This is a genomic window from Halomonas ramblicola, assembly GCF_030409215.1.
GTDB lineage: Bacteria > Pseudomonadota > Gammaproteobacteria > Pseudomonadales > Halomonadaceae > Halomonas > Halomonas ramblicola.
The window spans coordinates 185,646-210,484 of record NZ_JAUFPL010000016.1; the positions used below are offsets into that span (position 1 = coordinate 185,646).

At 68.2% G+C, this 24,839-nt stretch carries 20 protein-coding genes; 12 read left to right on the forward strand and 8 right to left on the reverse strand.

Annotation, left to right across the window (positions count from 1 at the left end; all coding sequences use genetic code 11):
- The first annotated feature begins 1 nt into the window (after nt 1).
- From QWY80_RS03845 to QWY80_RS03865, 5 genes are all read left to right on the forward strand, one after another.
- The gene (locus QWY80_RS03845) at nt 2-1,156 is read left to right on the forward strand and encodes an enoyl-CoA hydratase/isomerase family protein (RefSeq protein WP_290229378.1); all 1,155 of its coding nucleotides are present in this window, start codon (nt 2-4) and stop codon (nt 1,154-1,156) included.
- A gap of 49 nt (nt 1,157-1,205) precedes the next feature.
- Nucleotides 1,206-2,105, forward strand: a complete 900-nt coding sequence (gene mmsB, locus QWY80_RS03850; protein WP_290229379.1) for a 3-hydroxyisobutyrate dehydrogenase — start codon at nt 1,206-1,208, stop codon at nt 2,103-2,105.
- A 51-nt stretch (nt 2,106-2,156) separates the two neighbouring features.
- Complete coding sequence (locus QWY80_RS03855; protein ID WP_290229380.1) at nt 2,157-3,500, forward strand: MATE family efflux transporter; 1,344 nt, start codon at nt 2,157-2,159, stop codon at nt 3,498-3,500.
- 95 nt (nt 3,501-3,595) lie between these two features.
- On the forward strand, nt 3,596-4,777 hold the full coding sequence (locus QWY80_RS03860) for an acyl-CoA dehydrogenase (RefSeq protein ID WP_290229381.1): 1,182 nt from the start codon (nt 3,596-3,598) through the stop codon (nt 4,775-4,777).
- Nucleotides 4,778-4,879: 102 nt separating this feature from the next.
- Nucleotides 4,880-6,085 carry a CaiB/BaiF CoA transferase family protein gene (locus tag QWY80_RS03865; protein WP_290229382.1) on the forward strand — a complete coding sequence of 402 codons (1,206 nt, stop codon included), beginning with the start codon at nt 4,880-4,882 and terminating at the stop codon, nt 6,083-6,085.
- A 55-nt stretch (nt 6,086-6,140) separates the two neighbouring features.
- Here the strand turns inward: QWY80_RS03865 and QWY80_RS03870 are convergent, their stop codons facing one another.
- The 5 genes from QWY80_RS03870 to QWY80_RS03890 all read right to left on the reverse strand — a co-directional run bounded on the left by QWY80_RS03870 (nt 6,141) and on the right by QWY80_RS03890 (nt 11,349).
- The gene (locus QWY80_RS03870; protein ID WP_290229383.1) at nt 6,141-7,100 is read right to left on the reverse strand and encodes an NAD-dependent epimerase/dehydratase family protein; all 960 of its coding nucleotides are present in this window, start codon (nt 7,098-7,100) and stop codon (nt 6,141-6,143) included.
- Between the two features lie 64 nt (nt 7,101-7,164).
- Nucleotides 7,165-8,457 (reverse strand): TRAP transporter large permease, encoded by a 1,293-nt coding sequence (locus QWY80_RS03875; protein ID WP_290229384.1) that lies wholly within the window; start codon nt 8,455-8,457, stop codon nt 7,165-7,167.
- A gap of 2 nt (nt 8,458-8,459) precedes the next feature.
- Entirely contained in the window at nt 8,460-8,972 is a 513-nt protein-coding gene (locus QWY80_RS03880) for a TRAP transporter small permease (RefSeq protein ID WP_290229385.1), read from the reverse strand.
- 75 nt (nt 8,973-9,047) lie between these two features.
- Entirely contained in the window at nt 9,048-10,061 is a 1,014-nt protein-coding gene (locus tag QWY80_RS03885) for a TRAP transporter substrate-binding protein (protein WP_290229386.1), read from the reverse strand.
- A gap of 10 nt (nt 10,062-10,071) precedes the next feature.
- Nucleotides 10,072-11,349: a ribulose-bisphosphate carboxylase large subunit family protein gene (locus tag QWY80_RS03890; protein ID WP_290229387.1), complete on the reverse strand. Its 1,278-nt coding sequence runs from the start codon at nt 11,347-11,349 to the stop codon at nt 10,072-10,074.
- A gap of 139 nt (nt 11,350-11,488) precedes the next feature.
- On the opposite strand from QWY80_RS03890, the gene QWY80_RS03895 reads away from it, so the two are divergent.
- Genes QWY80_RS03895 through otnC form a run of 4 tightly spaced genes read left to right on the forward strand, consistent with a single transcriptional unit; the run spans nt 11,489 to nt 15,900 of the window.
- Entirely contained in the window at nt 11,489-12,541 is a 1,053-nt protein-coding gene (locus tag QWY80_RS03895; RefSeq protein WP_290229388.1) for a LacI family DNA-binding transcriptional regulator, read from the forward strand.
- A 25-nt stretch (nt 12,542-12,566) separates the two neighbouring features.
- Nucleotides 12,567-13,898, forward strand: a complete 1,332-nt coding sequence (locus QWY80_RS03900; protein ID WP_290229389.1) for a four-carbon acid sugar kinase family protein — start codon at nt 12,567-12,569, stop codon at nt 13,896-13,898.
- A 44-nt stretch (nt 13,899-13,942) separates the two neighbouring features.
- Nucleotides 13,943-15,256 carry a 3-oxo-tetronate kinase gene (gene otnK / locus QWY80_RS03905; protein WP_290229390.1) on the forward strand — a complete coding sequence of 438 codons (1,314 nt, stop codon included), beginning with the start codon at nt 13,943-13,945 and terminating at the stop codon, nt 15,254-15,256.
- Nucleotides 15,253-15,900 (forward strand): 3-oxo-tetronate 4-phosphate decarboxylase, encoded by a 648-nt coding sequence (otnC, locus tag QWY80_RS03910; protein ID WP_290229391.1) that lies wholly within the window; start codon nt 15,253-15,255, stop codon nt 15,898-15,900. Before otnK ends, otnC begins: the two co-directional genes overlap by 4 nt.
- A 162-nt stretch (nt 15,901-16,062) precedes the next feature.
- Here otnC and ppsR read toward each other — a convergent pair whose 3' ends face one another.
- Nucleotides 16,063-16,896 carry a posphoenolpyruvate synthetase regulatory kinase/phosphorylase PpsR gene (gene ppsR, locus QWY80_RS03915; protein ID WP_290229392.1) on the reverse strand — a complete coding sequence of 278 codons (834 nt, stop codon included), beginning with the start codon at nt 16,894-16,896 and terminating at the stop codon, nt 16,063-16,065.
- 239 nt (nt 16,897-17,135) lie between these two features.
- Here ppsR and ppsA point away from each other — a divergent pair, with 239 nt between their 5' ends.
- Entirely contained in the window at nt 17,136-19,508 is a 2,373-nt protein-coding gene (gene ppsA, locus QWY80_RS03920; protein WP_290229393.1) for a phosphoenolpyruvate synthase, read from the forward strand.
- 112 nt (nt 19,509-19,620) lie between these two features.
- Complete coding sequence (ggt, locus tag QWY80_RS03925) at nt 19,621-21,447, forward strand: gamma-glutamyltransferase (RefSeq protein ID WP_435389251.1); 1,827 nt, start codon at nt 19,621-19,623, stop codon at nt 21,445-21,447.
- Here ggt and QWY80_RS03930 read toward each other — a convergent pair.
- Complete coding sequence (locus QWY80_RS03930; protein WP_290229394.1) at nt 21,444-23,327, reverse strand: glycerophosphodiester phosphodiesterase family protein; 1,884 nt, start codon at nt 23,325-23,327, stop codon at nt 21,444-21,446. The two genes, ggt and QWY80_RS03930, sit on opposite strands and share 4 nt — an antisense overlap.
- A 50-nt stretch (nt 23,328-23,377) precedes the next feature.
- Nucleotides 23,378-23,866: a ribonuclease E activity regulator RraA gene (gene rraA / locus QWY80_RS03935; RefSeq protein ID WP_290229395.1), complete on the reverse strand. Its 489-nt coding sequence runs from the start codon at nt 23,864-23,866 to the stop codon at nt 23,378-23,380.
- Nucleotides 23,867-24,021: 155 nt separating this feature from the next.
- Here rraA and QWY80_RS03940 point away from each other — a divergent pair, with 155 nt between their 5' ends.
- Complete coding sequence (locus QWY80_RS03940; protein WP_290229396.1) at nt 24,022-24,834, forward strand: alpha/beta fold hydrolase; 813 nt, start codon at nt 24,022-24,024, stop codon at nt 24,832-24,834.
- The last annotated feature ends 5 nt before the right edge of the window (nt 24,835-24,839 follow it).

Here is a 24,839-nt window from a genome sequence, read left to right on the forward strand (position 1 = left end):
GATGTCGGACCTTCCCGTGCTCTTCGACGAGCTGCCCACCGCCGATGGTGGGCGGATCGGCGTGGCGACCCTCAACGCCCCGCGCTCCCTCAACTCGCTCTCCCTGGAGATGGCGCGCCAGCTCGAGGCCAAGCTCGACGCCTGGGCCGTGGATCGCAGCATCGTGGCGGTATGGCTCGAAGGCAGTGGCGACAAGGCCTTCTGTGCCGGTGGCGATGTGGTGGCCCTCTACCGGTCGCTGACCGAAGAGGGCGAGAACCGTGGGGCCGGTCGCGACAGCCTGCTGGCCGAGACCTACTTCGCCCAGGAGTACCATCTCGACTACCGCATCCACACCTACCCCAAGCCGTTGCTGGTGTGGGGCGATGGCATCGTCATGGGCGGCGGCCTGGGGCTGATGGCCGGCGGCTTCCAGCGCCTGGTCACCGAGACCACCCGCATCGCCATGCCCGAGATCACCATCGGCCTCTATCCCGATATCGGCGCCAGCTGGTTCCTCAACCGCATGCCGGCGCGGGTTGGCGCCTACCTGGGGTTGACCGGCGCCCAGCTCAACGCCCGCGACGCCATCGACCTGGGGCTGGCCGACCGCTTCATTCCCCACGAGTGCCGCGACGCCGTGCTGGAGGCCCTGGCCGAGGCCGACTTCGGCGACCGCAGCGAAGCGGGCCTGCGCGGTGCCGTCCAGGCCGTACTCGACCCCTTCGAGGCCCGTGACCAGGCCCCGGCCGGGCAGGTGATGCCGCGCCTGGACCATATCCAGGCCCTGGTGGGAAGCGTCGACGCCGCCACTGCCGTGCGGCGTATCCTGGCCGACGACAACGACGACGGGTGGCTGGCCGCCAACCGCGGTCGCCTGGCCGCGGGCTGTCCGCTCACCGCCCAACTGGTGTGGCGCATGCTCGAACGCCATGCCCACACCAGCCTGGCCGATGCCTTCCGCGACGAGCTGGTGCTCTCGGTGCAGTGCTGCCGCCAGGGCGACTTCGTCGAGGGCGTGCGTGCCCTGCTGATCGACAAGGACAAGGCGCCGCGCTGGCGCCACGCCGACGTCGACAGCGTGCCCGAGGCGTTCCTGCAGGCGATGTTCGTCGCTCCCTGGCACGCCGAGGAGCACCCGCTGCGCGACTTGGGCGTCGGCCACCGTGTCGGCTGAACCCCGGCCTCCTATCCTGACAATCACGCACCATCACAGGAGCACCGCCATGAAGATCGCCTTTATCGGACTGGGTAACATGGGCGCCCCCATGGCCAGCAACCTGGTCAAGGCCGGCCACGAGGTCACCGTCTTCGACCTGGTGGAGAGTGCCATCCAGGCCCTGGAGGCCGAGGGCGCCAGCCGCGGGGAGAGCGCCGAGGCCGCCGCCCGCGGCGCCGAGGTGGTCATCTCCATGCTGCCCGCCGGCACCCACATCAAGGGGCTCTACCTGGGCCGCGACGGCGCCTCCGGGCTGCTTGACGCCCTGCCGGACGCGCCGCTGATCATCGACGCCTCGACCATCTCCCCGGACGATGCCCGCTACGTGGCCGCGGCCGCCACCGAGCGCGGCCTGACCTGGCTGGACGCCCCGGTCTCCGGCGGCGTGGGCGGCGCCAAGGCCGGCACCCTGACCTTCATCGTCGGTGGCTCGGAGGAGGGCTTCGCCCAGGCCCGGCCGGTGCTGGAGGCCATGGGCAAGAACATCTTCCACGCCGGCGACAACGGCTCGGGCCAGGTGGCCAAGATCTGCAACAACATGCTGCTCGGCATCCTGATGTCCGGCACCGCCGAGGCGCTGGCGCTGGGCGTCCGGAACGGCATGGACCCGACGGTGCTCTCCGAGATCATGAAGCAGAGCAGCGGCGGCAACTGGGCGCTCAACGTCTACAACCCCTGGCCCGGCGTGATGGAGGGCTCCGCCGCCTCCCGCGACTACCAGGGCGGCTTCCTCACCGACCTGATGGCCAAGGACCTGGGCCTGGCCTGGGAGCTGGCGCTGGGTTCGAAGTCCACGGTGCCCATGGGCTCCCAGGCGCGCAATCTCTTCGCCCTGCACAGCGCCCAGGGCAACGGTGGCCTGGACTTCTCCAGCATCCAGCGGCTCTATCGGGCCGGGGAAGCGTAATTCCGAGCCTCGAGTACCGAAGCGACAAGTGATAGGTTGACTGCCCCCGGCGTGACTCGTCGCCCCGTGCGCCGCGACCTCCTCGAGGCGCCCATCGGGGTGACCCTGCTGCGCAAGACCCTGCCGGTCATCGCCGGCATGGCCGCCATGATGAGCTTCAACCTGGTGGACACCTGGTTCATCTCGCGGCTGGGTACCGAACCCCTGGCGGCGGTCTCCTTCACCTTCCCGGTGGTGTTCACCGTGATCAGCCTGGCCATCGGCCTGGGCATCGGCACCTCGGCGGTGGTGGGGCGGCGGCTGGGGCAGGGCGACCATGCCCGGGTGCGCCGGCGGGCCACCGATGCCGCCCTGCTGGGGCTGGCGGTGGGGCTGGCCATGACGGCACTGGGCCTGGCCACCCTGGATCCGCTGTTCCGCCTGCTGGGGGCCGATGCCGCCCTGATGCCGCACATCCGCGACTACATGGGGATCTGGTACTTCGGGGCGGCGGCGATGATCGTGCCGCGAGTGCTCAACAGCGTCCTGCGGGCCCACGGCAACACCGTCACCCAGGGGCTGATGATGGCGCTGGCCGCCGGCGTCAACGTGGTGCTGGACTGGTGGCTGATCTTCGGCGTGGGACCCTTCCCGGCGCTGGGCGTGGCCGGGGCGGCGCTGGCCACCGTGCTGAGCTGGACGCTGATGGCGGCCGTGCTGGTGCTGCACCGCGAGCTGCGCCAGCTCTTCGACCTGGCCGGGCTGACGCCCCGCGGGCTGCTGGACTCGTGGCGGGAACTCGGGCGCATCGCCGGGCCGGCCGCCATCACCAGCGTCTTCACACCGCTCGCGGTGGGCCTGCTGACGCGCATCGTCGCCGGCCACGGGCACGATGCCGTGGCCGCCTTCGGCGTCGGCACCCGCATCGATGCCATCGCCCAGATCGTCGTGCTGGGGCTCTCCATGACGCTCTCGCCGCTGGTCAGCCAGAACGCCGGTGCCGGCCAGTACGATCGAGTGCGTCGGGCCATCCTGGGCTGCTTCGTCTTCGTGCTGGCCTGGCAGCTGCTGGTCTGGGCGGCGCTGCAGGGAATCGCCCCCTGGCTGGTGACCGGTTACGCCGAACGCGAGGCGGTGGGGGAGGCGCTGCGCGCCTTCCTGTGGCTGGTGCCGCTGGGGCTAGGGGCCCAGGGCGTGGTGATCCTGGCGGTGTCTTCCTGCAATGCCCTGCATCGCCCGGCCCGGGCCATGCGCCTGTCGGTGATACGGCTGTTCGTGCTCACCGTGCCGCTGGCCTGGCTGGGCGGCCGGCTGGCCGGTACCACCGGCGTGTTCGCCGGGATGCTCACTGCCAACCTGCTGATGGCTGCGATCGCCTGGTGGCAGACCCGGCGGGTGCTGGCGCGTTATCGCTAGCAGTCATCTCACGGCTCCGGCTTGGCAGGAAGGGATAATTGGTCTACATTTATCAAAAATGTAGAAATTATCCCGATCGCCTCGAGGAGCCCGCCATGAGCCAGATCACCCCCATTACCTGGGACGACCCCTTCCGCCTCGCCGACCAGCTCTCCGAAGACGAGCGCATGGTCCAGCAGACCGCCCACGACTACTGTCAGGAGAAGCTGCTGCCGCGGGTCCTGGAGGCCAACCGCCACGAGATCTTTCACCGCGAGATCATGAACGAGATGGGCGAGCTGGGCCTGCTCGGCGCCACCATCGACGGCTATGGCTGCGCCGGCCTCAACTACGTCAGCTACGGCTTGGTCGCCCGCGAGGTGGAGCGGGTCGACTCCGGCTATCGCAGCGCCATGAGCGTCCAGTCCAGCCTGGTCATGTACCCCATCCATGCCTTCGGCAGCGAGGCCCAGCGCGAGAAGTACCTGCCGAAGCTGGCCAGCGGCGAGTGGGTGGGCGCCTTCGGCCTCACCGAGCCGGATCACGGCTCCGACCCGGGCGGCATGAGCACCCGCGCCACCCGCACCGAGAGCGGTTGGCGCCTCAACGGCACCAAGACCTGGATCACCAACTCCCCCATCGCCGACGTCTTCGTGGTCTGGGCGCGCGACGACGAAGGCGTGGTCAACGGTTTCATCCTCGAGAAGGGCATGAAGGGGCTCAGCGCCCCCAAGATCGAGGGCAAGTTCAGCCTGCGCGCCTCGGTTACCGGCCAGATCGCCATCCAGGACGTGGAGGTCTCCGATGACCAGCGCCTGCCCGGCGTGACCGGTCTCAAGGGGCCCTTCTCCTGCCTCAACCGGGCCCGCTACGGTATCAGCTGGGGGGCCATGGGCGCCGCCGAGGCGTGCTGGCACGCCGCCCGCGACTACACCCTGGAGCGCCAGCAGTTCGGCCGCCCGCTGGCCGCCAACCAGCTGATCCAGAAGAAGCTCGCCGATATGCAGACCGAGATCGCCCTGGGCCTGCAGGCCTCGCTACGGGTCGGGCGCATGATCGACGACGGCCAGCTGGTGCCCGAGGCGATCTCGCTGATCAAGCGCAACAACTGCGGCAAGGCCCTGGACATCGCCCGGGTGGCCCGCGACATGCACGGCGGCAACGGCATCAGCGACGAGTACCACGTGATCCGCCACGTGATGAACCTGGAGGCGGTCAACACCTACGAGGGCACCCACGACGTGCATGCGCTGATCCTGGGCCGCGCCCAGACCGGCCTGCAGGCCTTTACCGGCTGATCTTCCACATTCAAGAAGTTGCCTGTAACGAGGGGCGCCGGGGACAAGCCGAAGGATGTGAGGCTTGTTGCCGGATCAGCCCCGAGTGAGCAAGGAGTCAGTATGAGCCGACCGCTGGACGGTATCACGGTACTCGATATGTCGCGGGTACTGGCCGGCCCCTGGGCCGGCCAGCTGCTCGCCGACCTGGGCGCCCGGGTGATCAAGGTCGAACACCCCGAGCGCGGCGACGACACCCGCGGCTGGGGGCCCCCCTGGCTAGCCGAGCACGACGCCCTGGAGCGGGCCGCCGCCTACTACCTGTGCGCCAACCGAGGCAAGCAGTCGCTGGCCGTGGATATCGCCAGCGAACGGGGGCAGGCGCTGGTGAGGCGGCTCGCCGAGGGCGCCGATATCCTGCTGGAGAACTTCAAGGTCGGCGGCCTGGCCAGGTACGGCCTGGACTACGCCAGCCTGCGGGCGGAGAACCCGCGGCTGATCGGTTGCTCCATCACCGGCTTCGGCCAGGACGGCCCCTATGCCCATCGCGCCGGCTACGACTTCATGATCCAGGCCATGGGCGGGCTGATGAGCCTCTCCGGCGAGCCCGACGGCATGCCCATGAAGACCGGCGTGGCGATCACCGACGTGATGACCGGCCTCTACGCCACCATCGGGGTGCTGGCGGCGCTGCAGGAGCGGCAGCGCACGGGGAGGGGACGCCACGTGGACCTGGCGCTGCTCGACGTCCAGGTGGCCACCCTGGCCAACCAGGCCCTCAACGCCCTGGTCACCGGGCGCTCGCCTGTGCGCCACGGCAACGCCCATCCCAATATCGTGCCCTACCAGGCCTTCGCCTGCGCCGACGGCCACCTGGTACTCACCGTGGGCAACGACGCCCAGTTCGCCCGCTTCGCCGCACTGCTCGGCCATTCGGAGTGGGCCGAGGATCCCGCCTACGCCACCAACGCCGCCCGGGTGAGCAACCGCGAGGCGCTGGTGCCGCGGATCCAGGCGATCCTCGCCACCCGCGACCGCGACGCCTGGCTCGCCGACCTGGAGGCCAGCGGCATCCCCGCCGGGCCCATCAATACCCTGACCGAGGTGTTCGACGATCCCCAGGTACGCCATCGCGGCATGCGTCGCACCCTGCGCCGCGGCGAACTGGACGTGCCCCAGGTGGCCAATCCGCTGCGCTTCGACGGCGAGTCCGCCACCAGCGAGCTGGCGCCACCGCGCCTCGGCCAGGACAGCGACGCCATCCTCGCCGAGATGGGCCTCACCGCGGACGATATCGCCCGGCTGAGACGGGCGGGGGTGGTGAGCTGAGGGAGTTCAGTCGGTGTGTTGGCACGGCAACTCTACGCCTTTTTACGGTTACTGTTTACGGTTGGTGGCATTGCCCCTTGAGCCATTGCCAATAATCCTCGATGCCTTCACGAATATCCGTGTATCGGGGGGTAAAGCCGAGTTCCTGTTGGGCCAGGGTGATGTCCAGCGGGGCGCCCCTGACCACGAAGGGACCGGGACCGAGCGTGATGTTGGAGCGCTTGCCGATGATGTCGGCGACGTGGTCGACGATCTGTAGGTGGTCGACGGTGACGCCGCTGGAGATGTTGAAGTTGCGCTGGGTGACGCTGTCCTTCTCGAACAGCTTGACGATCCCGGCCGCCGTGTCGTGAACATGAGTCCAGTCCAGGGCTTGCTCGGAGCCGTTGGGCGCCTGGATGTCGTCGAGCCTTTCCAGCGGGCCGAACAGTGCCTGGTAGACCAGGTGCATGTGCGAGGGGCGCTTGCCCGGGCCGTAGACGAAGAACAGCCGTGCGTTGCGCACGTCCATGCCGTAGGTGTCGCTGTATTGCAGCCCATAGAGCTCGCCGGCGATCTTGGTAGCGCCGTAGAGATCGGTGGCCTTGTAGGGGGTTGCTTCGTTCTGCGGCCCCGGGGCGTCACCGTAGACGGCGCCGGAGCTCATGTTGACGACCTTGTCGATGCCCAGGATGCGACAGATCTCGAGCACGTTCAGGGTGCCGGTGGCATTGATCGAGATGTGCTTGAAGGGACGCTGCTGGAAGTGCGGCCCGGCGATCACCGAGACGCCGTGGATCACACCCTCGAGGTCGTCGCGATGGCGCAGCATCAGCTCGAACATGCTGTGGTAGTCGAGCACGTCGACGCTTTCCAGCACCAGCTGGTCGCGCACCTCCTCCAGGTAGTCGAGCCCCAGCCGGTCGAAGTGGCCGGCGGCCATGTCGGCGATGATGACTTGCTTGCCTTGCTTGGCCAGTTGGTAGGCTACCCAGGAGCCGACGTGGCCGAGCCCCCCCGTGATCAGTACTGACATGATGTGAGTCTCCTAGTGGTTGCAGTTTGCCGTTGTTGTGCGTCAGCGCCGAACGGCAGTTGGCTCAGTTGAGGACCAGGTTGGGCAGGAACATCACCACCGCCGGGAAGCTGATGATGACCAGCAGTACCAGCAGCAGCGGGATGTAGAAGGGCAGCGTCTCGCGCACCAGCCCGGCGAAGGACATGCCGGTGATCTTCTGTATGGTGAACAGCACGGTGCCGACCGGCGGCGTGATCAGGCCGATCATCAGGGTGAAGATCATGATCACCCCGAAATGCACCGGATCGATGCCGTACTGCACCACCACCGGGACCAGCAGCGGGGTGAGCAGGAACAGCGCCGGCACCGAGTCGATGAACAGCCCGATCAACAGGATGAACAGGGCCAGCAACAGCAGCAGCGAGAGCGGGTCGGTCACGGTGGCGAGCAGGAAATCGGCTACCAGGGCGGTGACCTGGTAGCGCGCCAGGACCCAGCTGTACAGCGCGCTGCCGGCGATGATGAACAGCAGCGCCGCGGTGTCGATGGCGGTGGCGCGCAGGATCTCCAGGAACTCCCGGAAGCTGATCGAGCGATAGACCAGAAACGAGATGATCAGGCAGTAGAGCAGTGCCACCACCGAGGCCTCGGTGGGGGTGAACACGCCCGAGAGGATGCCGACGATGATGATCAGCGGCGTCAGCATCGGCAGCAGGCCGCGCGTGATGGCGAGGGTGAACTCGCTCAGACGCGCCCTGGCCCGGGTGGGGAAACCGCGACGATGGGAGATGATCGCCACCATCGCCATCAGCCCCAGGCCCATGAACAGCCCGGGAATGATCGAGGCCAGGAAGATCGCGGCGATCGAGGCATTGGCCAGGGCCCCGTAGATGACTGCGGGGATGCTGGGTGGGATGATCGGGCCGATAGTGGCCGAGCTGGCGGTGACCGCGGCACTGAAGCCGGTGGGGTAGCCGTCGTCTTCCATGGCCTTGATCTCGAGCGCGCCGAGCCCGCCGGCGTCGGCGACCGCCGAGCCCGACATGCCGGCGAACAGCATGCTGGCGACGACGTTGACGTGGCCCAGGCCGCCCTTGAGGTGGCCGACCATGGTGCGGGCGACATCGAACACGCGGTCCGAGATGCCGGCACTGTTCATCAGCCGGCCGATGAGCAGGAAGGCGGGAATGGCCAGCAGGGTGAAGCTGTTGACCCCGTAGAGCGTGCGCTGGGAGATCATCTCCATGGGGATGGCGTCGAAGCCGCGGGTATAGCCCAGCACCAGGGCCGAGGAGGCGATCATGGCGAAGGCCACGGGGACGCCGATCATCAGCAGGATGATCAGGCCGACGAACATGATGACGAATACTTCCATGGTCAATCACTCCTGCCGTGTTCGGTGGAGGGCTGGCGGCTGACGGCGCGCCGGTAGAGGTCACCGAGCAGCAGCCCGATCATCAGCAGCGCGGAAATCAGCTGGATGAGGTAGATGTAGGAAAAGCTCATCCGGAATGTGCTGGCCATGATGCCGGCCGTGCGGTCCATCATGTTCCAGGCGCCGACCACCAGCATCAGCAGCACCAGCACGCAGATCACGTCCGCCACGCTGGCGGCGATGTTGCGCAGCGACGGACCCAGGAGGTCGGTGACGATGGTGATGCGGATATGCTCCTGATAGCGCAGCGCGAGCACCGAGCCCAGGAAGATCTCGGCGAGGAAGAGGTAGCGCGAGGCCTCGTCGGTCCAGGACACGGCAATGCCCAGGACGTAGCGCGAGATGACCTGGATCGCCATGATGACCAGCATCAGGGCGAAGGCGGTCATGACGACACCGGTCAGCAATCGCCAGAACAGGTCGAGGGCACGGGTAATGCGTTCCGCAGTTTTCACGGGCGCCTCCGAGGGATGAGGTTCGCAGTGGTGAGGAGGGGGCGATCCGCCGGTGGCGGCGGATCGCCCTGCCGTTCATTCGACCAGTGACAGCACGTAGTCGCGTACCGCGGGGTGGTAGCTATCGGCGATGTCGCGAATGGCGGGTTCGGCGGCGCTGCGGAAGGCGGCCACGTCCGGCTCGACGACGGTCATGTCGAGTTCCTGGAGCTCCTCGTAGAGGTCGGCCTGGCCGTTGGCGACCATGTCGTCGCCCCAACTGGTGGCCTCCTCGATGGCGCCGATGACGATCTCGCGCTCCTCGTCGGACAGCCCCTGGTAGAAGTCCTCGTTCATCAGCCAGTGGAAGAAGGAGTAGACGTGCTCGGTGCGGTTGATGTGGCTCTGCACCTCATAGAGTTTGCCGGCATGGATCAGGTCGACCGGGTTTTCCTGCATCTCGATGACCCCGGTCTGCAGCGAGGTGTAGACCTCGGGCCAGGCGATGGGGCTCGGCAGGGCGCCAATCTGTTCCCAGATCTGGATCCAGGGGGCGATCTCGGGCACCCGCATGCGCACGTCCTGGATGTCCTCCGGGGTGTTGACGGGGAAGTTGGAGGTCAGGTTGCGCGGGTTACGCGCGGACAGCCCGACCAGGCGCATGTTGCCGTTGGCGACCAGCTGTTCGTTGAGCAGCTCGCCGGTCTCGCCGGTGTAGACCTCGCGGGCCTGCTCGCTGGAACTGTAAACGAAGGGCAGGTCGGCGGCGGCGAACTCCTCGGCATACAGCGTCATCGGCATCGAGCCCCCCAGGGCGATATGGTATTCGCCGTAGCTGGCGCCTTCGAGGTGGTCGCGTTCGCCCCCCACCTCGGTGCCCAGCAGGGTGATCGAGAATTCGCCGTTGGTCTGCTCCTCGATGCTTTCCTTGAGCCGCTCGCCGACCTTGAACATGGCGTGCGACGGCTCGACGTGGATGGCGATCGCCAGTTCCTTGGCCGAGGCGTTGGCCGCGGCTCCCAGGGTGACGAGGCCGGCGAGGACGATGCCGCTTGCTTTTATTGTCTTCATGCTGGTTACCCCTATGCGGTTGTTGAGCTTGGTTGGCATGAGCGAAGTTTCATCCTGAAAACGGGCTTGGATAGGCCCGCAACGCGACCGCGAGGTCGGGTTCCTGTCTGGCGTGTTCCTCCAGGGTGGTGTCGCTGGCGGTGGCCTCCCAGGCGGCGCGAATGCTGCGGCAGCCGGCGGCCACGCCGTCGGGATGGCCCATGATGCCGCCGCCGCAAGTGTAGATGAGGTCGGTGGAACGCAGTGCTGCGTAGGTGGCGGGCGCCTGGTGGACGGTCTGTGCCGAGGAGAACACCGGCATGGCGCGGTCGTCGCGGCCCGGTGCCTCGAGTAATGGGGTGAGACAGGCGCGGGCCGAGTCGATCACCGAGGTGTCGGCTTCGGCGAACTTGCTGCCCAGCCCGTTGACATGCAGATGGTCGGCACCCGCCAGGCGCAGCAGGGCCTGGTAGGCGCAGTAGCTGATGCCGATCTGCGGGTGACGGTAGAACAACCCCCAGCCATTGCGATGGCCGTGGATCGGCAGTTGCGCATGGCGACGCAGCGCTACCAGTGAACTCATGCCGATCCAGTTGACGCTGACCATGATGCAGGTGCCGCCATGGTCGCGGACCAGGTCGTGGCGCTGGCGCATCTCGTCGATGTCGCCGGTGATGTTGAAGGCATACATCGGCTTGCGCCCGGTGCGCTGGGCGTGCTCCTCGATCACGCGCATGACCGCCGGGACACGCTCGGCCAGCGGCGAGTAGGGGGGATCGGCAATCAGCTCGTCGTCCTTGATGAAGTCGATGCCGGCTTCCACGAGTTGCCTCACCAAGGCCGCGGTTTCCTCGGGCGAGAGCCCGACGCTGGGCTTGATAATGGTGCCGATCAACGGGCCATCATCGACCCCGGCGAGCTGTCGGGTGCCACCAACGGAGAACTGCGGCCCCGGGAAGGCCTCGATGAAGTCGTCGGGCAGGGCAATATCCGTCAGGCGGATACCGGAGAGTTCGCGCAATTCGGTGAGGTTGCCCAACACCGTGGCGAGCAGGTTGGGCAGGCTGGCGCCGATGCTCTCGAGCGGCCATGACAGGGTGACCTCGGCCCGGTGGTAGGTCTCGCCGGGCAGGGCGCCGGGCAGTGAGGGGGCCTGCCGCCTTTCCAGCGGCGTCACCGCTTCGACCCGGGCGGCATGGCGTTCGCGCAGGGCGTCGGTTTCCCCGGCGAGTTTGAGAAAGGTGCCGGAGGACTGCTCGCCGGCCATGGCCGCGGCGGCGCGCTCGGGGTCAAGCGGCGTTTCGATACGATAGCTGGCGCTGAAGCGGGGCATGGGGGGTGACGCCATTTGCGTGCTCCTCAGCGAACGGTGCGGGTTGTTGTCATTATGTAGAGAAAGCTAGCATGGGTTTTTTGGTAGCGCTACCATATTTTTCATTCTAGGATAGACTGAAAGGCACGCAACCGGGCTGGTAGAGGACGAGGGCATGGCGATCGACAAGGCGGGCGTTCGGGAACGGCGCCGTCATCGCGGCGACAACCGTGTGACCATCGAGGACGTGGCCAGGCAGGCGGGAGTTGCCCCGATCACGGTGTCGCGCGCCTTGAACACCCCGGAGAGGGTCTCGGCCCGCCTGCGCGAACGCATCGACCAGGCAGTGGAGACGCTGGGCTATGTGCCCAACCTGATCGCCGGCGGGCTGGCCTCGGCGGGCACCCGGGTGATTCCAGTGGTGGTGCCGTCGCTGTCGATCCTGACCTTCATCGAGGTGATCCACGGCATCCAGCAGACCCTGGAGGGTGCCGGCTATCAGGTGCTGCTGGGCTCGACCGATTTCGACCTGGATCGTGAGGCGGCGTTGCTCGACTCGGTACTGGGCTATTCACCCTCGGGGGTGATCATGACCGGGCTGCGGCATCGCGAGAGCACCGTGCGTCGCCTGAAGGCCTGGGGGCGCCCGGTGGTCGAGATCATGGAACTGGGCGAGTCGTGCATCGACATGAACGTGGGGATCGATAACGCCGGCGTCGGGGCCTGCATGGCCCGCCACCTGCTGGAGCGGGGCTATCGGCGCATCGCCTTCCTGGGGACCGGCATGGGCATGGCGCGGGACTATCGGGCCCGTGAGCGTTACGAAGGACATCGCGAGGTGCTGGCCGCGGCCGGCGTGGAGAGCGAGCTGCTGTTCCAGCATGACGAGCCCTCCTCGTATGAAGTGGGCCGACAGCTGTTCCTCGAGGCGCTGGAGGCGCGTCCCGATCTCGAGGCGATGCACTTCGCCAACGACAACCTGGCCACCGGCGCGATCCTGGCAGCCAACCGCCGCGGGATGCGGGTGCCGGAGGATATCGCCATCGGCGGCTATCTGGGCCTGTCGTTGGGGGAGCATCTGACCCCTCGCCTGACCACCGTGACGGTGCCACGCTTCGAGATGGGCGTCGAGGCGGCCAAGCTGCTGCTGGCGAGGCTGGAGGGCCGGTTGCCCGCCTTGCCGCGGGTCGACATCGGCTATGAATTGACCGTGCGCGAGAGCACCTGAACCCCTGCCCGGAAGGAAATAACCCATGGCGCGACTGCTGGCGGCCTTCTATGGCGACGATTTCACCGGTTCGACGGAAAACCTGGCGCAGTTCAGCCGCCATGGGTTGCGGGGCCGGCTGTTCTTCTCCAGTGCCGGGCACGAGGCGATTCTCGACATGGCGCCGGAACTGGACGTGGTGGGGCTGGCGGGCACGGCCCGCGGACTGGCCCCGGCGGCGATGACCAAAGAGGTCGAGCCGGCCCTGGCGGTACTTCAGGCGCTGGCTCCGCGGCTCATGCAGTTCAAGGTCTGCTCGACCTTCGACTCGTCGCCGACGGCAGGCAGCATCGGCCACGTGATGGAGCTGGCGCGGCAGCGCTGGCCGGGCTGTGCCCTGCCGGTGTTGCCCGCCACGCCGGCCTTCGGGCGATTCACGGCGTTCTCCCACCTGTTCACGCGCTACCGGGGCGAGATCTGCCGGCTGGACCAGAATCCGGCAATGGCCCATCACCCCTCGACCCCCATGACCGAGGCGGACCTACGCCGCCATCTGGCCGCGCAGACGACGATCGCGCCGGCGGCGGTGACGCTGCTCGACTATCGTGCGCCGGACGGTGGCTGGCAGGCGTTGCAGTCGGCCACCGAGACGGAACGTTTCGCGGTCCTCGACGCCACCGACCAGGCCGAACTGCAGCATGCTGCCGAGTTGATCCTGCGCCTGGCCGACCGGCGCCCCACGCTGGCGGTGGCCGCCCAGGGGTTGGCCGATGCCGTGGGGCGCGTCGTCACCCGCGAGACGGCGGAGCGACAGCCGTTGCCGACCACCTACTCCGGCGTGGCACGTCTGTTGGTGCTGTCCGGCAGCTGTTCTCCCCAGACGCGCGACCAACTGGCGCATTTCGAGTCCCGGGGCGGGGCGATCCTGTCGCTGCCGCCCGAGGAGGCGCTACGCGATGCGCCGGGCGTGGCCAGGCGGTTGGCAGGCCAGGTGTCGGCGCTGTTCGGCGAGGGCCGTGATGTTGCCGTGGCGACCACACGCCATGAGGGGGACCTGGTCGCCGGCCTCTCCACCGAGCGCCTGGCGACCGCCGTGGGCGAGGTCTTCGCTCGCCTGACCCGCGCGCTGCGGGAGGCCGGCGACCTTCACCGAGTGGTCTTCGCCGGTGGCGATACCTCGAGCCATGCCATGCGCCAAGTCGGCGCCGAGGCCCTGGAACTGGTGGCCTTCGACGAGGCCCAGGGCGGCCATCTGTGTCGCCTGATCGCCAGTGGTTCGCCGATCGACGGGCTGGAGGTGGTGCTCAAGGGCGGCCAGATCGGCGGCGAGGAGCTGTTTTCACGGGTGAAGCGCGGCACAGCCCACCCCGCTGAGTGAGGCAACGACAACCACGCATGCACGGCAACTCGGGAGGTACCCGCATGAGCATTATCCTAGGGGCGATCGCCGATGACTTCACCGGTGCGACGGACCTGGCCAACAATCTGGTGCGTGCCGGCATGCGCTGCGTGCAGGTGATCGGGGTTCCCCCGCAGACGCTGGCGCTGGAGGATGTCGACGCGGTGGTGGTGGCGCTCAAGTCGCGCTCCTGTCCCGTCGACCAGGCCATCGAGGATTCGCTGGCCGCGTTGGAATGGCTGCAGGGGCAGGGCGCGCGGCAGATCTTCTTCAAGTATTGCTCCACCTTCGATTCCACCGACGCGGGCAATATCGGCCCGGTGAGCGATGCCCTGCTGGAGCGGATTCGGGCGACATCGGAAGAACGGCTGGGCAGCCGCCAGACCGTGATGGTGCCGGCCTTCCCGACCAATCGCCGCACCGTCTATCAGGGGCACCTGTTCGTCGGCGATCGGCTGCTCAACGACAGTGGCATGGAGCACCATCCGCTCAATCCCATGCGTGACGCCGACCTGGTGCGCGTGCTGTCTCGCCAGACCCCGAATCGGGTCGGCCTGGCATCGCGCGAGGTGCTGGTGCAAGGCGTCGAGGCGCTGCGCGATCATCTGGCGCGCCTGGCCGACGAGGGCGTGCGCCATGTGATCTGCGACACCCTGGATGAGGCGGACCTAGCGGTGCTGGCCGGCGCCGTGGCGGAGTATCCGTTGGTTACCGGCGGCTCCGGCCTGGGCCAGTCGCTGCCGGCGGAGTACCGGCGCCTGGGCTGGCTCGAGGAGGTGACCGATGCCGGTCGGCTGGCGCCCGCTGAGGGGGCCGCCCTGGTGCTGTCCGGCAGCTGTTCGCGGGCCACCCTGGGCCAGGTGGAGCATTTCCTCGAGCGTCACTCGGGCTTCGGCCTCGACCCCCTGACGCTGGCCGAGAGCGGCGATCAGCTGGCGGAGGCGCAGGCCTTCGCCCGCGCGCATCTGCAGGGTGAGCGACGGGACGAGCCGGTGCTGATCTATGCCTCGGCGGCGCCGGAGCGCGTCAAGCAGGCCCAGCAGGTCCTGGGTGCCGAGGCCGCGGGGCGGGTCGTCGAGGAGGCCATGGCCAGCCTGGCCCGCACCCTGGTGGGCGAGGGCGTGGGGCGCCTGGTGGTCGCCGGCGGCGAAACCTCTGGGGCGGTGGTCTCGGCACTGGACATCCAGCAGCTGCGCATCGGCCATCAGATCGACCCCGGCGTGCCCTGGACCCAGGCACCGCTGGCCGGGCGCGCCGCGCCGCTGTCGCTGGCGCTGAAATCGGGCAACTTCGGGGACGTCGACTTCTTCACCCGGGCTTTCGAGGTGCTGGCATGACCCAACATGACGAGAATCGCCTGCGCGAGCAGATCGTGGTGTACGGCAAGTCGCTGTTCGAGCGTGGTTTGACCATGGGCTCCAGCGGCAACATCAGCGTGCGCACCGAGGACGGTGGCTGGCTGATGACGCCGACCAACGCCTGCCTGGGGCGGCTGGACCCGGCGCGCATCTCGCGCTTGGATCGCGATGGCTGCCTGCTGGACGGCGACAAGCCGACCAAGGAGAGCTTCCTGCACATGTCGATGTACCACGAGCGTCCCCAGTCCGCGGCCATCGTGCACCTGCACTCGACCCACTCGGTGGCGGTGTCCTGCCTGCCGGAGATCGACCCGCACGACTGCATCCCACCGTTGACGGCCTACTACGTGATGCGCGTCGGCAAGCTGCCGCTGGTGCCCTACCATATCCCCGGCGACACCACCCTGGGCGATGCGGTGGGCGCCCTGGCCGGCCGGCACAGCGCGGTGCTGCTGGCCAATCACGGCCCGGTGGTCGCGGGAAAGACGCTGGAAGCCGCGCTCTACGCCACCGAGGAACTCGAGGAAACCGCCAAGCTGTACCTGCTGCTGCGCGGACAGAACCCGCGTTGCCTGACCACCGAGCAAGTTGCCGAACTGGAAGCGCGCTTCCCCCGCACTTGAAGTGGTCTCTGGTTGCTTCACGGTCAGCAATGAGTGCCTCGACTTCCTGGCGTCTTCGCGGCGCCCAGCGGTGTTGTCGATGCTTGGGTAGTCGCCGCCGGGGAGGCCTGCGGCCTCCAATCGCCCGACAGAGTCGGCCTCCTACAACGTCGTGCTGGGTATTTATCTCGGCGAGAAGCGCCGGGTCAGCCCCATCTCGGCGATCATCCGCGTGGAGATCTCCTCCACCGAAAAGCGCGTGGTGTCGATGAAGGGGACGTGCAGCTGGCGGTAGAGGCCCTCGGCCTGCCCCACCTCCTGCATGCACTGGTCCATGGAGCTGTAGCGGCTGTTGGGGCGGCGCTCGTGGCGGATCGCCGCCAGCCGCCGCGGGTCGATGGTCAGGCCGAACAGCTTGTGGCGGTGTCGGGCCAGGGCGGAGGGGAGCTTGAGGATGCCGTCCTCGTCCTGGTCGTCCTCGGTGAGCGGATAGTTGGCCGCGCGGATGCCGAACTGCAGCGCCAGGTAGAGCGAGGTGGGCGTCTTGCCGCAGCGCGACACGCCGATCAGGATGACATCGGCCTGGTCGTACTGGTGGGTACGGGCGCCGTCGTCGTTGTCCAGCGCGAAGTGCACCGAGTGGATGCGGTCCATGTAGACCTCATCCTTGCCGATCGAGTGGGTGCGGCCGACGGTGTAGGTGGAGTGGGTGGCCAGTTCCTGCTCCAGCGGCTCCAGGAAGGTCGAGAAGATGTCGATCTTGAAGCCCTCGGCCTCGCGGATCACGCTGCGGATCTCGCTGTCGACGATGGTGTCGATGATGATCGGCTGCTCGCCGTCGCGCACCGCGGCGCCGTTGATCACTTCCACCAGGTTGCGCGCCTTCTCGACACTGTCGATGTAGGGCTTGGTGATCATGCGGATCTCGACTTTCTCGAACTGGGCCAGCAGGCTACGGCCCAGGCTCTCGGCGGTGATGCCGGTGCCGTCGGAGATGAAGAAGGCGGTGCGGGTCATGGCGATATCGCTGTGGCAGGGGAAAAGAGCCCCATTGTCGATGTCCCTTGGCCGCGCGACAAGCCGCCTCGCCGTTCGCCGACTACAGGAATCCACCGAAACGCCGCGCTGTTGTAAAAATCCTCCAGCGACTTCGCTATTAGACCAATGGCGAATATGCCCCCCGATTGGTAGAGTCGCCAGCATCCCGTCATGCCTCGCCGGCATGACCACCTGTCGTCGATAGCCAAGGGGGTCCCGTGGACGATTACATTCTGTGGTTCGATGAACTGGGCATGGACGATGTCGACCGGGTGGGTGGCAAGAACGCCTCTCTCGGCGAGATGATCTCCAACCTGGCCGGCGCCGGGGTCACCGTGCCCGGCGGCTTCGCGACCACCGCCCACGCCTATCGCGAGTTCCTCTCCCACGAAGGCCTCAACGAGCGCATCAACCAGGCGCTGGCTCGCCTGGACGTCGATGACGTCGCCGAGCTGGCCCGCGTCGGTGCCCAGATTCGCCAGTGGGTGATCGACACCCCGTTGCCGCCCACCTTCGAGAAGCAGCTGCGCGAGGCCTACGAGACCCTGGCCGCCCGGCATGCCAATCTCAAGGTGGCGGTACGCAGCTCGGCCACCGCCGAGGACCTGCCGGATGCCTCCTTCGCTGGCCAGCAGGAGACCTTCCTCAACATCGAGGGCTTCGACAACATCAAGCGTGCCGTGCACGAGGTGTTCGCCTCGCTGTTCAACGACCGTGCCATCTCCTACCGGGTGCATCGCGGCTACGCCCACGAGAACGTGGCGCTCTCCGCGGGCATCCAGAAGATGGTGCGTTCCGAGACCGGCGCCTCCGGGGTGATGTTCACCCTGGACACCGAATCCGGCTACCGCGATGCGGTCTTCGTCACCGCCTCCTGGGGGCTCGGCGAGACGGTGGTGCAGGGCGCGGTGAACCCCGACGAGTTCTACGTCCACAAGCCGACCCTGGCCGCCGGCCGCCCGGCGGTGCTGCGCCGCAACCTGGGCTCCAAGCTGATCAAGATGGTCTACGGCCAGGATGCCAGTGCCGGCAGGTCGGTGGAGACCGTCGACGTGCCACTCAAGGAGCGTGGCCGCTTCTGCATCAATGATGAGCAGGTGATGGCCCTGGCCCACCAGGCGGTGACCATCGAGCAGCACTACGGCCGCCCCATGGATATCGAGTGGGCGCTGGATGGCGATGACGGGGCGCTCTACATCGTCCAGGCGCGTCCCGAGACCGTGGTCTCCCAGCAGGAGGGCGGCAAGCTGGAGCGCTTCCAGCTCAAGGAGAAGGGCCGCACCCTGGTACATGGGCGCGCCATCGGCCAGCGCATCGGCCAGGGCGCGGTGAAGGTGGTCCTCTCCCCCGAGGACATGGACAAGGTGGGGGCCGGCGACGTCCTGGTCACCGACATGACCGATCCCGACTGGGAACCGATCATGAAGCGCGCCTCGGCCATCGTCACCAATCGCGGCGGGCGTACCTGCCATGCGGCGATCATCGCTCGCGAGCTGGGCATCCCCGCGGTGGTGGGGTGTGGCGACGCCACCGAGGCGCTGGCCGACGGCCGCGAGGTTACCGTCTCCTGCGCCGAGGGCGACACCGGCAACGTCTACGAGGGGCTGCTGGAGTTCGACCGCCGGGTGACCAGCGTCGACGCCATGCCCGAGATCCCCTTCAAGATCATGATGAACGTGGGCAACCCGGATCGTGCCTTCGGCTTTTCCGCCCTACCCAACGCCGGGGTCGGCCTGGCGCGCCTGGAATTCATCATCAACCGCATGATCGGCGTGCACCCCAAGGCGCTGATCGAGTACGACGACCTGCCCGAGGACCTGCAGCAGACCATCGACCTGCGCACCGCCGGCTATGCCGACCCGGTGAGCTTCTACGTCGACAAGCTGGTGGAGGGGATCAGTACCCTGGCCGCCGCCTTCCATCCCCAGCGGGTCATCGTGCGGCTGTCGGACTTCAAGTCCAACGAGTACGAGAACCTGATCGGCGGCAAGCTCTACGAGCCGGGCGAGGAGAACCCCATGCTCGGCTTCCGGGGGGCCTCGCGCTACGTCTCGGAGGCCTTCCGCGACTGTTTCGAGCTGGAGTGCCGGGCGCTCAAGCGGGTCCGCGAGGAGATGGGGCTCGACAACATCGAGATCATGGTGCCCTTCGTGCGCACCACCGACGAGGCCCGCGAGGTGGTCGACCTGCTGGCCGCCAACGGCCTGTCGCGCGGCGACAACGGCCTGCGGGTGATCATGATGTGCGAGCTGCCGGCCAATGCCCTGCTCGCCGAGGAGTTCCTGGAGTACTTCGACGGTTTCTCCATCGGCTCCAACGACCTGACCCAGCTGACCCTCGGCCTGGACCGTGACTCCGGCATCGTCGCTCACCTCTTCGACGAGCGGAACCCGGCGGTCAAGAAGCTGCTCTCCATGGCCATCCAGGCTTGCCGGTCCCAGGGCAAGTACGTGGGCATCTGCGGCCAGGGGCCCTCCGACCATCCGGAGCTGGCCAAGTGGCTGATGGAGCAGGGCATCGACTCGGTCTCGCTGAACCCCGACGCGGTGCTGGAGACCTGGTTCATGCTCGCCGGCGAAACGCTGGGCTAAATCGGGTTCTGCGCCACCAAGCGCCCGGTCGACCTCCGTCGGCCGGGCGTCTTTCGTCTATGCTGACAGTCTCCCCCTCACGCAGATTTCAATGCGACAAGGAGCCTGTCTCATGACCCTGCTCGCCGTTCCCTTCCGCGGCCGCCTGCTGGCGCCGTTCACCGCCGCCCTGATGCTCGGCCTGCCGTTCGCCGGCCAGGCGGATACCGCCTTCCAGTACGACCTGCCGGCCATCGCCCCCGAGGTGGCCTCCGAGACCGAGGAGAAGCCCGGCTGGGCGACCCAGCGCTTCGCCGTCGCCGCCGCCAACCCCCTGGCCACGGATGCCGGCTATCAGGTGCTCAAGGCCGGCGGCAGCGCCATCGATGCCGCCATCGCCGTGCAGATGGTGCTGAACCTGGTGGAGCCGCAGTCCAGCGGCATCGGCGGCGGGGCCTTCCTGGTGTATTTCGACGGCGAGGAGGTGGTGACCTTCGACGGCCGCGAGGTGGCGCCCGCTGCCGTGGACGGTGAGCTCTTCCTCGACGAGCAGGGCGAGCCGCTCGACTTCCTGGATGCCGCTGCCAGCGGCCTCTCGGTGGGCGTGCCGGGCACGCTGCGGATGCTCGAGATGGCCCACAAGCAGCACGGCGAGCTGCCCTGGGCCGAGCTCTTCGCCCCCGCCATCCAACTGGCGGAGGAGGGGTTCACGGTCAGTCCGCGGCTCGCCACCAGCCTGGCCGGCGAGGAGCGACTGCGCCAGGATCCCCAGGCCGGCCCCTTCTATTACCCGGACGACGAGCCCCTGGAGGCCGGCGAGACCCTGCGCAATCCGGCGCTGGCCGCCATCCTGCGCGAGATCGCCGAGAACGGCAGTTCGGCGCTGCACACCGGCGACATCGCCAACGACCTGGTGATCCGGGTCCAGGGCCACCAAGAACGCGGCGGCACGCTCTCCCTGGAGGACCTGGCGAGCCACGAGGCCAAGCAGCGTGCCCCGATCTGCACCCCCTGGCGGACCTTCGAGGTGTGCGGGTTCCCGCCGCCATCTTCCGGCCACCTCACCGTCATGCAGATCCTGGGGATCCTGGAACACCTGCCGGCGGTGGAGGCCCCGCTGGAGGACGGCGTGCCCAGCGAGGCCTGGCTGCACGGGTTCCTCGATGCCTCGCGCCTGGCCTTCGCCGACCGCGGCAAGTACATCGGCGACCCGGCCTTCGTCGAGGCGCCCGGTGGCGACTGGACGTCGATGCTCGAGCCCGACTACCTGGCCAAGCGTGCCGAGCTGATCGGCGAGCAGAGCCTGGGCAACGGCGGCGCCGAGCCGGGCAATCCCGGCGAGTTGTCTACCGCCTGGGGCCTGCACCCCGCCCAGCCGGAGTACGGCACCAGCCATATCAGCATCATCGACGAGCAGGGTAACGCCCTGGCCATGACCACCACCATCGAGCAGGCCTTCGGTTCGCGGATCATGGCCGACGGCGGCACCGGGCTGGCCGGCGGCTACCTGCTCAACAACGAGCTCACCGACTTCTCGTTCACCCCGCAGGACGCCGAGGGCAATCCCATCGCCAACCGGGTCGAGCCGGGCAAGCGCCCGCGCTCCAGCATGAGCCCGACCCTGGTGTTCGACCGCGACAGCGGCGACCTGGTGGCCAGCCTCGGCTCCCCCGGCGGTGCGGCGATCATCCACTACACCGCCAAGTCCCTGGTGGCGATGCTCGACTGGGGGCTCGATGCCCAGGAGGCACTCGAGCTGCCCCACGCCATCACCCTGGGGGGGCCGGCCTTCCTCGAGGCGGGAGGCTATCCCGCGGCGACCCTCGAGGCCCTCAACGCTCGCGGCCACGATGCCAGCGAGCGTGAACTGGTCAGCGGTCTGCAGGCCCTGCGGGTCACCGACGACGGCTTCTTCGGCGGCGCCGACCCGCGACGCGAAGGGGTGGTGATGGGGGATTAAGTCCTCAGCCAGTTGCGCAGCTTGACCAGCAGCAGGGCGCCGTCACCGAGTGCGCGGCGATCGGCGATCAGCTCGGTCAGCAGGCGCGGGCGGTCGGTGATGATGGCGTCCACCCCCAGGTCGATGAGCTGCGACATCCGCGCCCGGTCGTTGATGGTCCAGGCGTGGATCTCGTAGTCGTAGACGCGGGCCAGGCGCACTTCGTCCTCGGTGATGCGGTTGTGGCGCAGCCCCAGGGCATCGAAGCCGCGCCGATCCAGGGTGCCGGGCAGGATCAACTGGGCCAGCAGGGTGGTGCGCAGCCCGGGATGGCGAGACTCGATCTCGCGGACCAGCGCCGGAGAGGTGGTGGCCAGCCGCGTCTCGCCGAACACGTCCGGCTCCCCGCAGGCGCGCACGTCCCGGTCGGTCACCGCCTCCGCCAGGCAGTCGCGCCGCCGGCCCTGCTCCGCCTCCAGAGTGGCGATCACCGCCTCCACCAGGGCCACCTCGCGTCCCGGGTCCGGCTTGAGGTCGATCATCAGCCCGCTGCGACCGCGCACCGCCACCAGCGCCTCGTCGAGGCCGGGGATCCGCTCGCCCACATAGGCGTCGCCGAACCAGCTGCCCACGTCGAATTCACCCAGTGCCTCGCGGCTCAGGTCGCCGAGGTTGCGCGGATCCCCGGTCAGGCGCTGCAGGCTGCGGTCATGGTAGAGCACCACTTGGTCGTCGGCGGTCAGGCGCACGTCCAGCTCCACGTAGTCGGCGCCGTCGCCCAGGGCGTGGCGGATGGCCGGCAGGGTGTTCTCCGGGGCGACCAGGGAGCTGCCGCGGTGGGCGATGACGCTCACCTCGTCGCGCAGCTCGAAGCTGTTGATGATCAACCAGGCCTGCCACAGGGCGAAGGCCACCACACCGAGCTCCACGGCCCAGGCGAGTCCTCCCGGGTGGGCGCCCGCCGGCGGCGGCGCGGGCCGCGGCTCACGATGGGCCAGGCGCAGGTAGAGGCAGGCCGAGAGCAGGGCGTTGGCGGCGATACCGGCGAAGGTGAGGGCCAGCGTCACCAGCACATAGGTGGTGAGGTAGGCGAAGGTGGCGGGCACCAGCACCGCGTTGCGCTCCGGCAGCCACCACAGCAGCGGGGTGAAGAGGCGGTCGAAGAGCAGGGTGGCCAGAATGGGCAGCGCCACGATCACCACCAGCAGGGCGACCACCGCCACGGCGATGTGGCGGCGCCGTCCATGGGTGAGGCGATGGCTGCGCGCCAGGGCCGCGCGGGGCGAGAGCGCTTCCAGGGCCACCAGCGGCAGGGCCAGGATCCAGCGGAAGTAGAGGGTGGCGGCGATCGAGGCCCAGACGACCACCAGCGGCAGGCCGATGGCGATGAACTGCCACAGTGCCGGGGGCCGCACCCGCTGGATGTAGTAGGGGTCCAGGCCGCCCAGCAGGACCCCATGTAGCCAGGTCAGGGCGAAGGCCACGGGGAGGGCCAGTAACAGGTGGGCCCCCACCTGGAGCACCACCAGGCCGGCCAGGGCGGGCAAGCGGTGCAGCGTCCACCACAGCGCCTCGAAGGCCAGGTGCAGGTGGTTGTCGCGGGGCCAGGCGGCCACCAGGATCATGCCGGCCTGCTGCAGGTAGAGCACCAGGAAGGTCAGGCCGATGGCCGCCAACAGCCAGAGCCCGCCAGCAGGGCTCACCATCAGATCGATGAGCTCGGCGTTGGTGAGGACGGTACGGCCGAAGCGGTCGAGCAGCGCCGTCAGGCTCCAGGCCACTGCCGGCAGCAACAGGCTGGAGGCCAGTAGCGTGAAGAACAGGTGGTAGGCGATCAGCGGGCGCAGGTGCTCCCTGAGGCTGCGCAGCACGTCGCCGCTCAGCTGGGAGAGGGCCAGCATGACAGGATCCGTGTCGAGAGCATGCTCTCAGGGTAACACCTCTGGTTGCCCTAGCCCTCCAATGGCAGGTGCCGCTCGGCGACGACGATGCCGTTGTCGTCGGCGTAGAGCCACTCCCCCGGGCTGAGGGTCACGCCGGCGAAGGTCAGCGGAATGTCGCGCTGGCCCTCGCCGCGCTTCTCGCTCCGGCGCGGATGGGCGCCCAGCGCCTGGATGCCCAGGTCGGTCTCGGCCAGGTCGTCCACGTCGCGGACGCAGCCGTACATCACCACGCCGTTCCAGCCATTGCCGGCGGCCTGGGCGGCCAGCATGTCGCCGAGCATGGCGCAGCGCTGGGAGCCACCGGCGTCCACCACCAGCACCGCGCCCTCGCCGGGCTCGGCCACCGCCTGCTTGACCAGGGAGTTGTCCTCGAAGCACTTCACGGTACGGATCGGGCCGCAGAAGGCGTCCCGGGCGCCGAAATTGACGAAGATCGGGTCGAGGACCCGTACCTCGGGATAGGCGTCACAGATGTCGGGGGTCACGATCTGGCTCACGGCTGACTCCTCCTGCCTGGGGGAAAGCCTCGATGATGCCACAGGGGGAGGCGCTCATCAGCCTTGGAGGGTGACGCCCTCTCGCTACATCGCGGCCCCGGGGCCTAGCTAAGCGCGCGCTGAGTTGTCACTATTGGCGATACAAGGAGGGTGTCATGGGCCGCGATATCCGCAACTTGCTGAATGTCACCGAGCACGGGCGTGGCGCCACCCCGCTGCTGCTGATCCATGGTTTCGGCTGCGACCAGACCGCCTGGAGCCGCCTGCTGCCACTGCTGGAAGATGCCTACCACCTGATCCTGCTGGATCTGCCGGGCTTCGGCTGCGCCGCTCCCGAGGCCTTCGACCCCGCGCGTCATGCCACGCCGGCCGGCTATGCCGAGGACATCGCCGAGCTCTGCGATGCCTTGAGCCTGCGAAACGCGGTGATGATGGGCCACTCCATCGGTGGCACCATCGGCATGATGGCCTCCATCGCGCGTCCCCACGCCTTCGACCGGCTCTGCCTGATCTGCAGCTCCGCGCGCTACCTGGATGACCCGCCGGACTACTTCGGTGGCTACACGCAAGCGCAGCTCGACGGGCTGATGCAGTTGATGGAGCAGAACTACCTCGACTGGGCGGGGACGCTGTCGCGGGTGGCGCTGGGCGATGCCGCCACCCGCAGCCGCGAGCACGACCTCCGCGAGCGCTTCCTCGCCGTGGCCCCCGAGGTGCTGCGTCCGCTGGCGCACAGCATCTTCCTCGGCGATACGCGCCACCTGCTGGCCGAGGTCCGCGTGCCCTGCCTGATCCTGCAGACCGCCCGAGATGCCATCGTGCCGCTCAGCGCCGCCGAGTACCTGCAGCGCCACCTGCCATGCGGCGAGCTGGTGGTGATGGAGGCCGCCGGGCACTATCCCCAACTCACCGACCCCGAGACCCTCGCCCGGGCCCTGCAGGGCCGCTTGGCGGTGCGAGGCCATTGAGGAGG

Bases quoted from the DNA above. Each gene is read 5' to 3' on its own strand.
- ggt (WP_435389251.1), top strand. From the start codon at position 19,621: ATGACCCTGCTCGCCGTTCCCTTCCGCGGCCGCCTGCTGGCGCCGTTC.
- QWY80_RS03845 (WP_290229378.1), top strand. From the start codon at position 2: ATGTCGGACCTTCCCGTGCTCTTCGACGAGCTGCCCACCGCCGATGGT.
- otnK (WP_290229390.1), top strand. From the start codon at position 13,943: ATGAGCATTATCCTAGGGGCGATCGCCGATGACTTCACCGGTGCGACG.
- QWY80_RS03890 (WP_290229387.1), bottom strand. From the start codon at position 11,349: ATGGCGTCACCCCCCATGCCCCGCTTCAGCGCCAGCTATCGTATCGAA.
- QWY80_RS03875 (WP_290229384.1), bottom strand. From the start codon at position 8,457: ATGGAAGTATTCGTCATCATGTTCGTCGGCCTGATCATCCTGCTGATG.
- QWY80_RS03930 (WP_290229394.1), bottom strand. From the start codon at position 23,327: ATGCTGGCCCTCTCCCAGCTGAGCGGCGACGTGCTGCGCAGCCTCAGG.
- QWY80_RS03865 (WP_290229382.1), top strand. From the start codon at position 4,880: ATGAGCCGACCGCTGGACGGTATCACGGTACTCGATATGTCGCGGGTA.
- QWY80_RS03860 (WP_290229381.1), top strand. From the start codon at position 3,596: ATGAGCCAGATCACCCCCATTACCTGGGACGACCCCTTCCGCCTCGCC.
- otnC (WP_290229391.1), top strand. From the start codon at position 15,253: ATGACCCAACATGACGAGAATCGCCTGCGCGAGCAGATCGTGGTGTAC.
- QWY80_RS03940 (WP_290229396.1), top strand. From the start codon at position 24,022: ATGGGCCGCGATATCCGCAACTTGCTGAATGTCACCGAGCACGGGCGT.
- ppsR (WP_290229392.1), bottom strand. From the start codon at position 16,896: ATGACCCGCACCGCCTTCTTCATCTCCGACGGCACCGGCATCACCGCC.
- QWY80_RS03895 (WP_290229388.1), top strand. From the start codon at position 11,489: ATGGCGATCGACAAGGCGGGCGTTCGGGAACGGCGCCGTCATCGCGGC.
- mmsB (WP_290229379.1), top strand. From the start codon at position 1,206: ATGAAGATCGCCTTTATCGGACTGGGTAACATGGGCGCCCCCATGGCC.
- QWY80_RS03900 (WP_290229389.1), top strand. From the start codon at position 12,567: ATGGCGCGACTGCTGGCGGCCTTCTATGGCGACGATTTCACCGGTTCG.
- QWY80_RS03870 (WP_290229383.1), bottom strand. From the start codon at position 7,100: ATGTCAGTACTGATCACGGGGGGGCTCGGCCACGTCGGCTCCTGGGTA.
- QWY80_RS03885 (WP_290229386.1), bottom strand. From the start codon at position 10,061: ATGCCAACCAAGCTCAACAACCGCATAGGGGTAACCAGCATGAAGACA.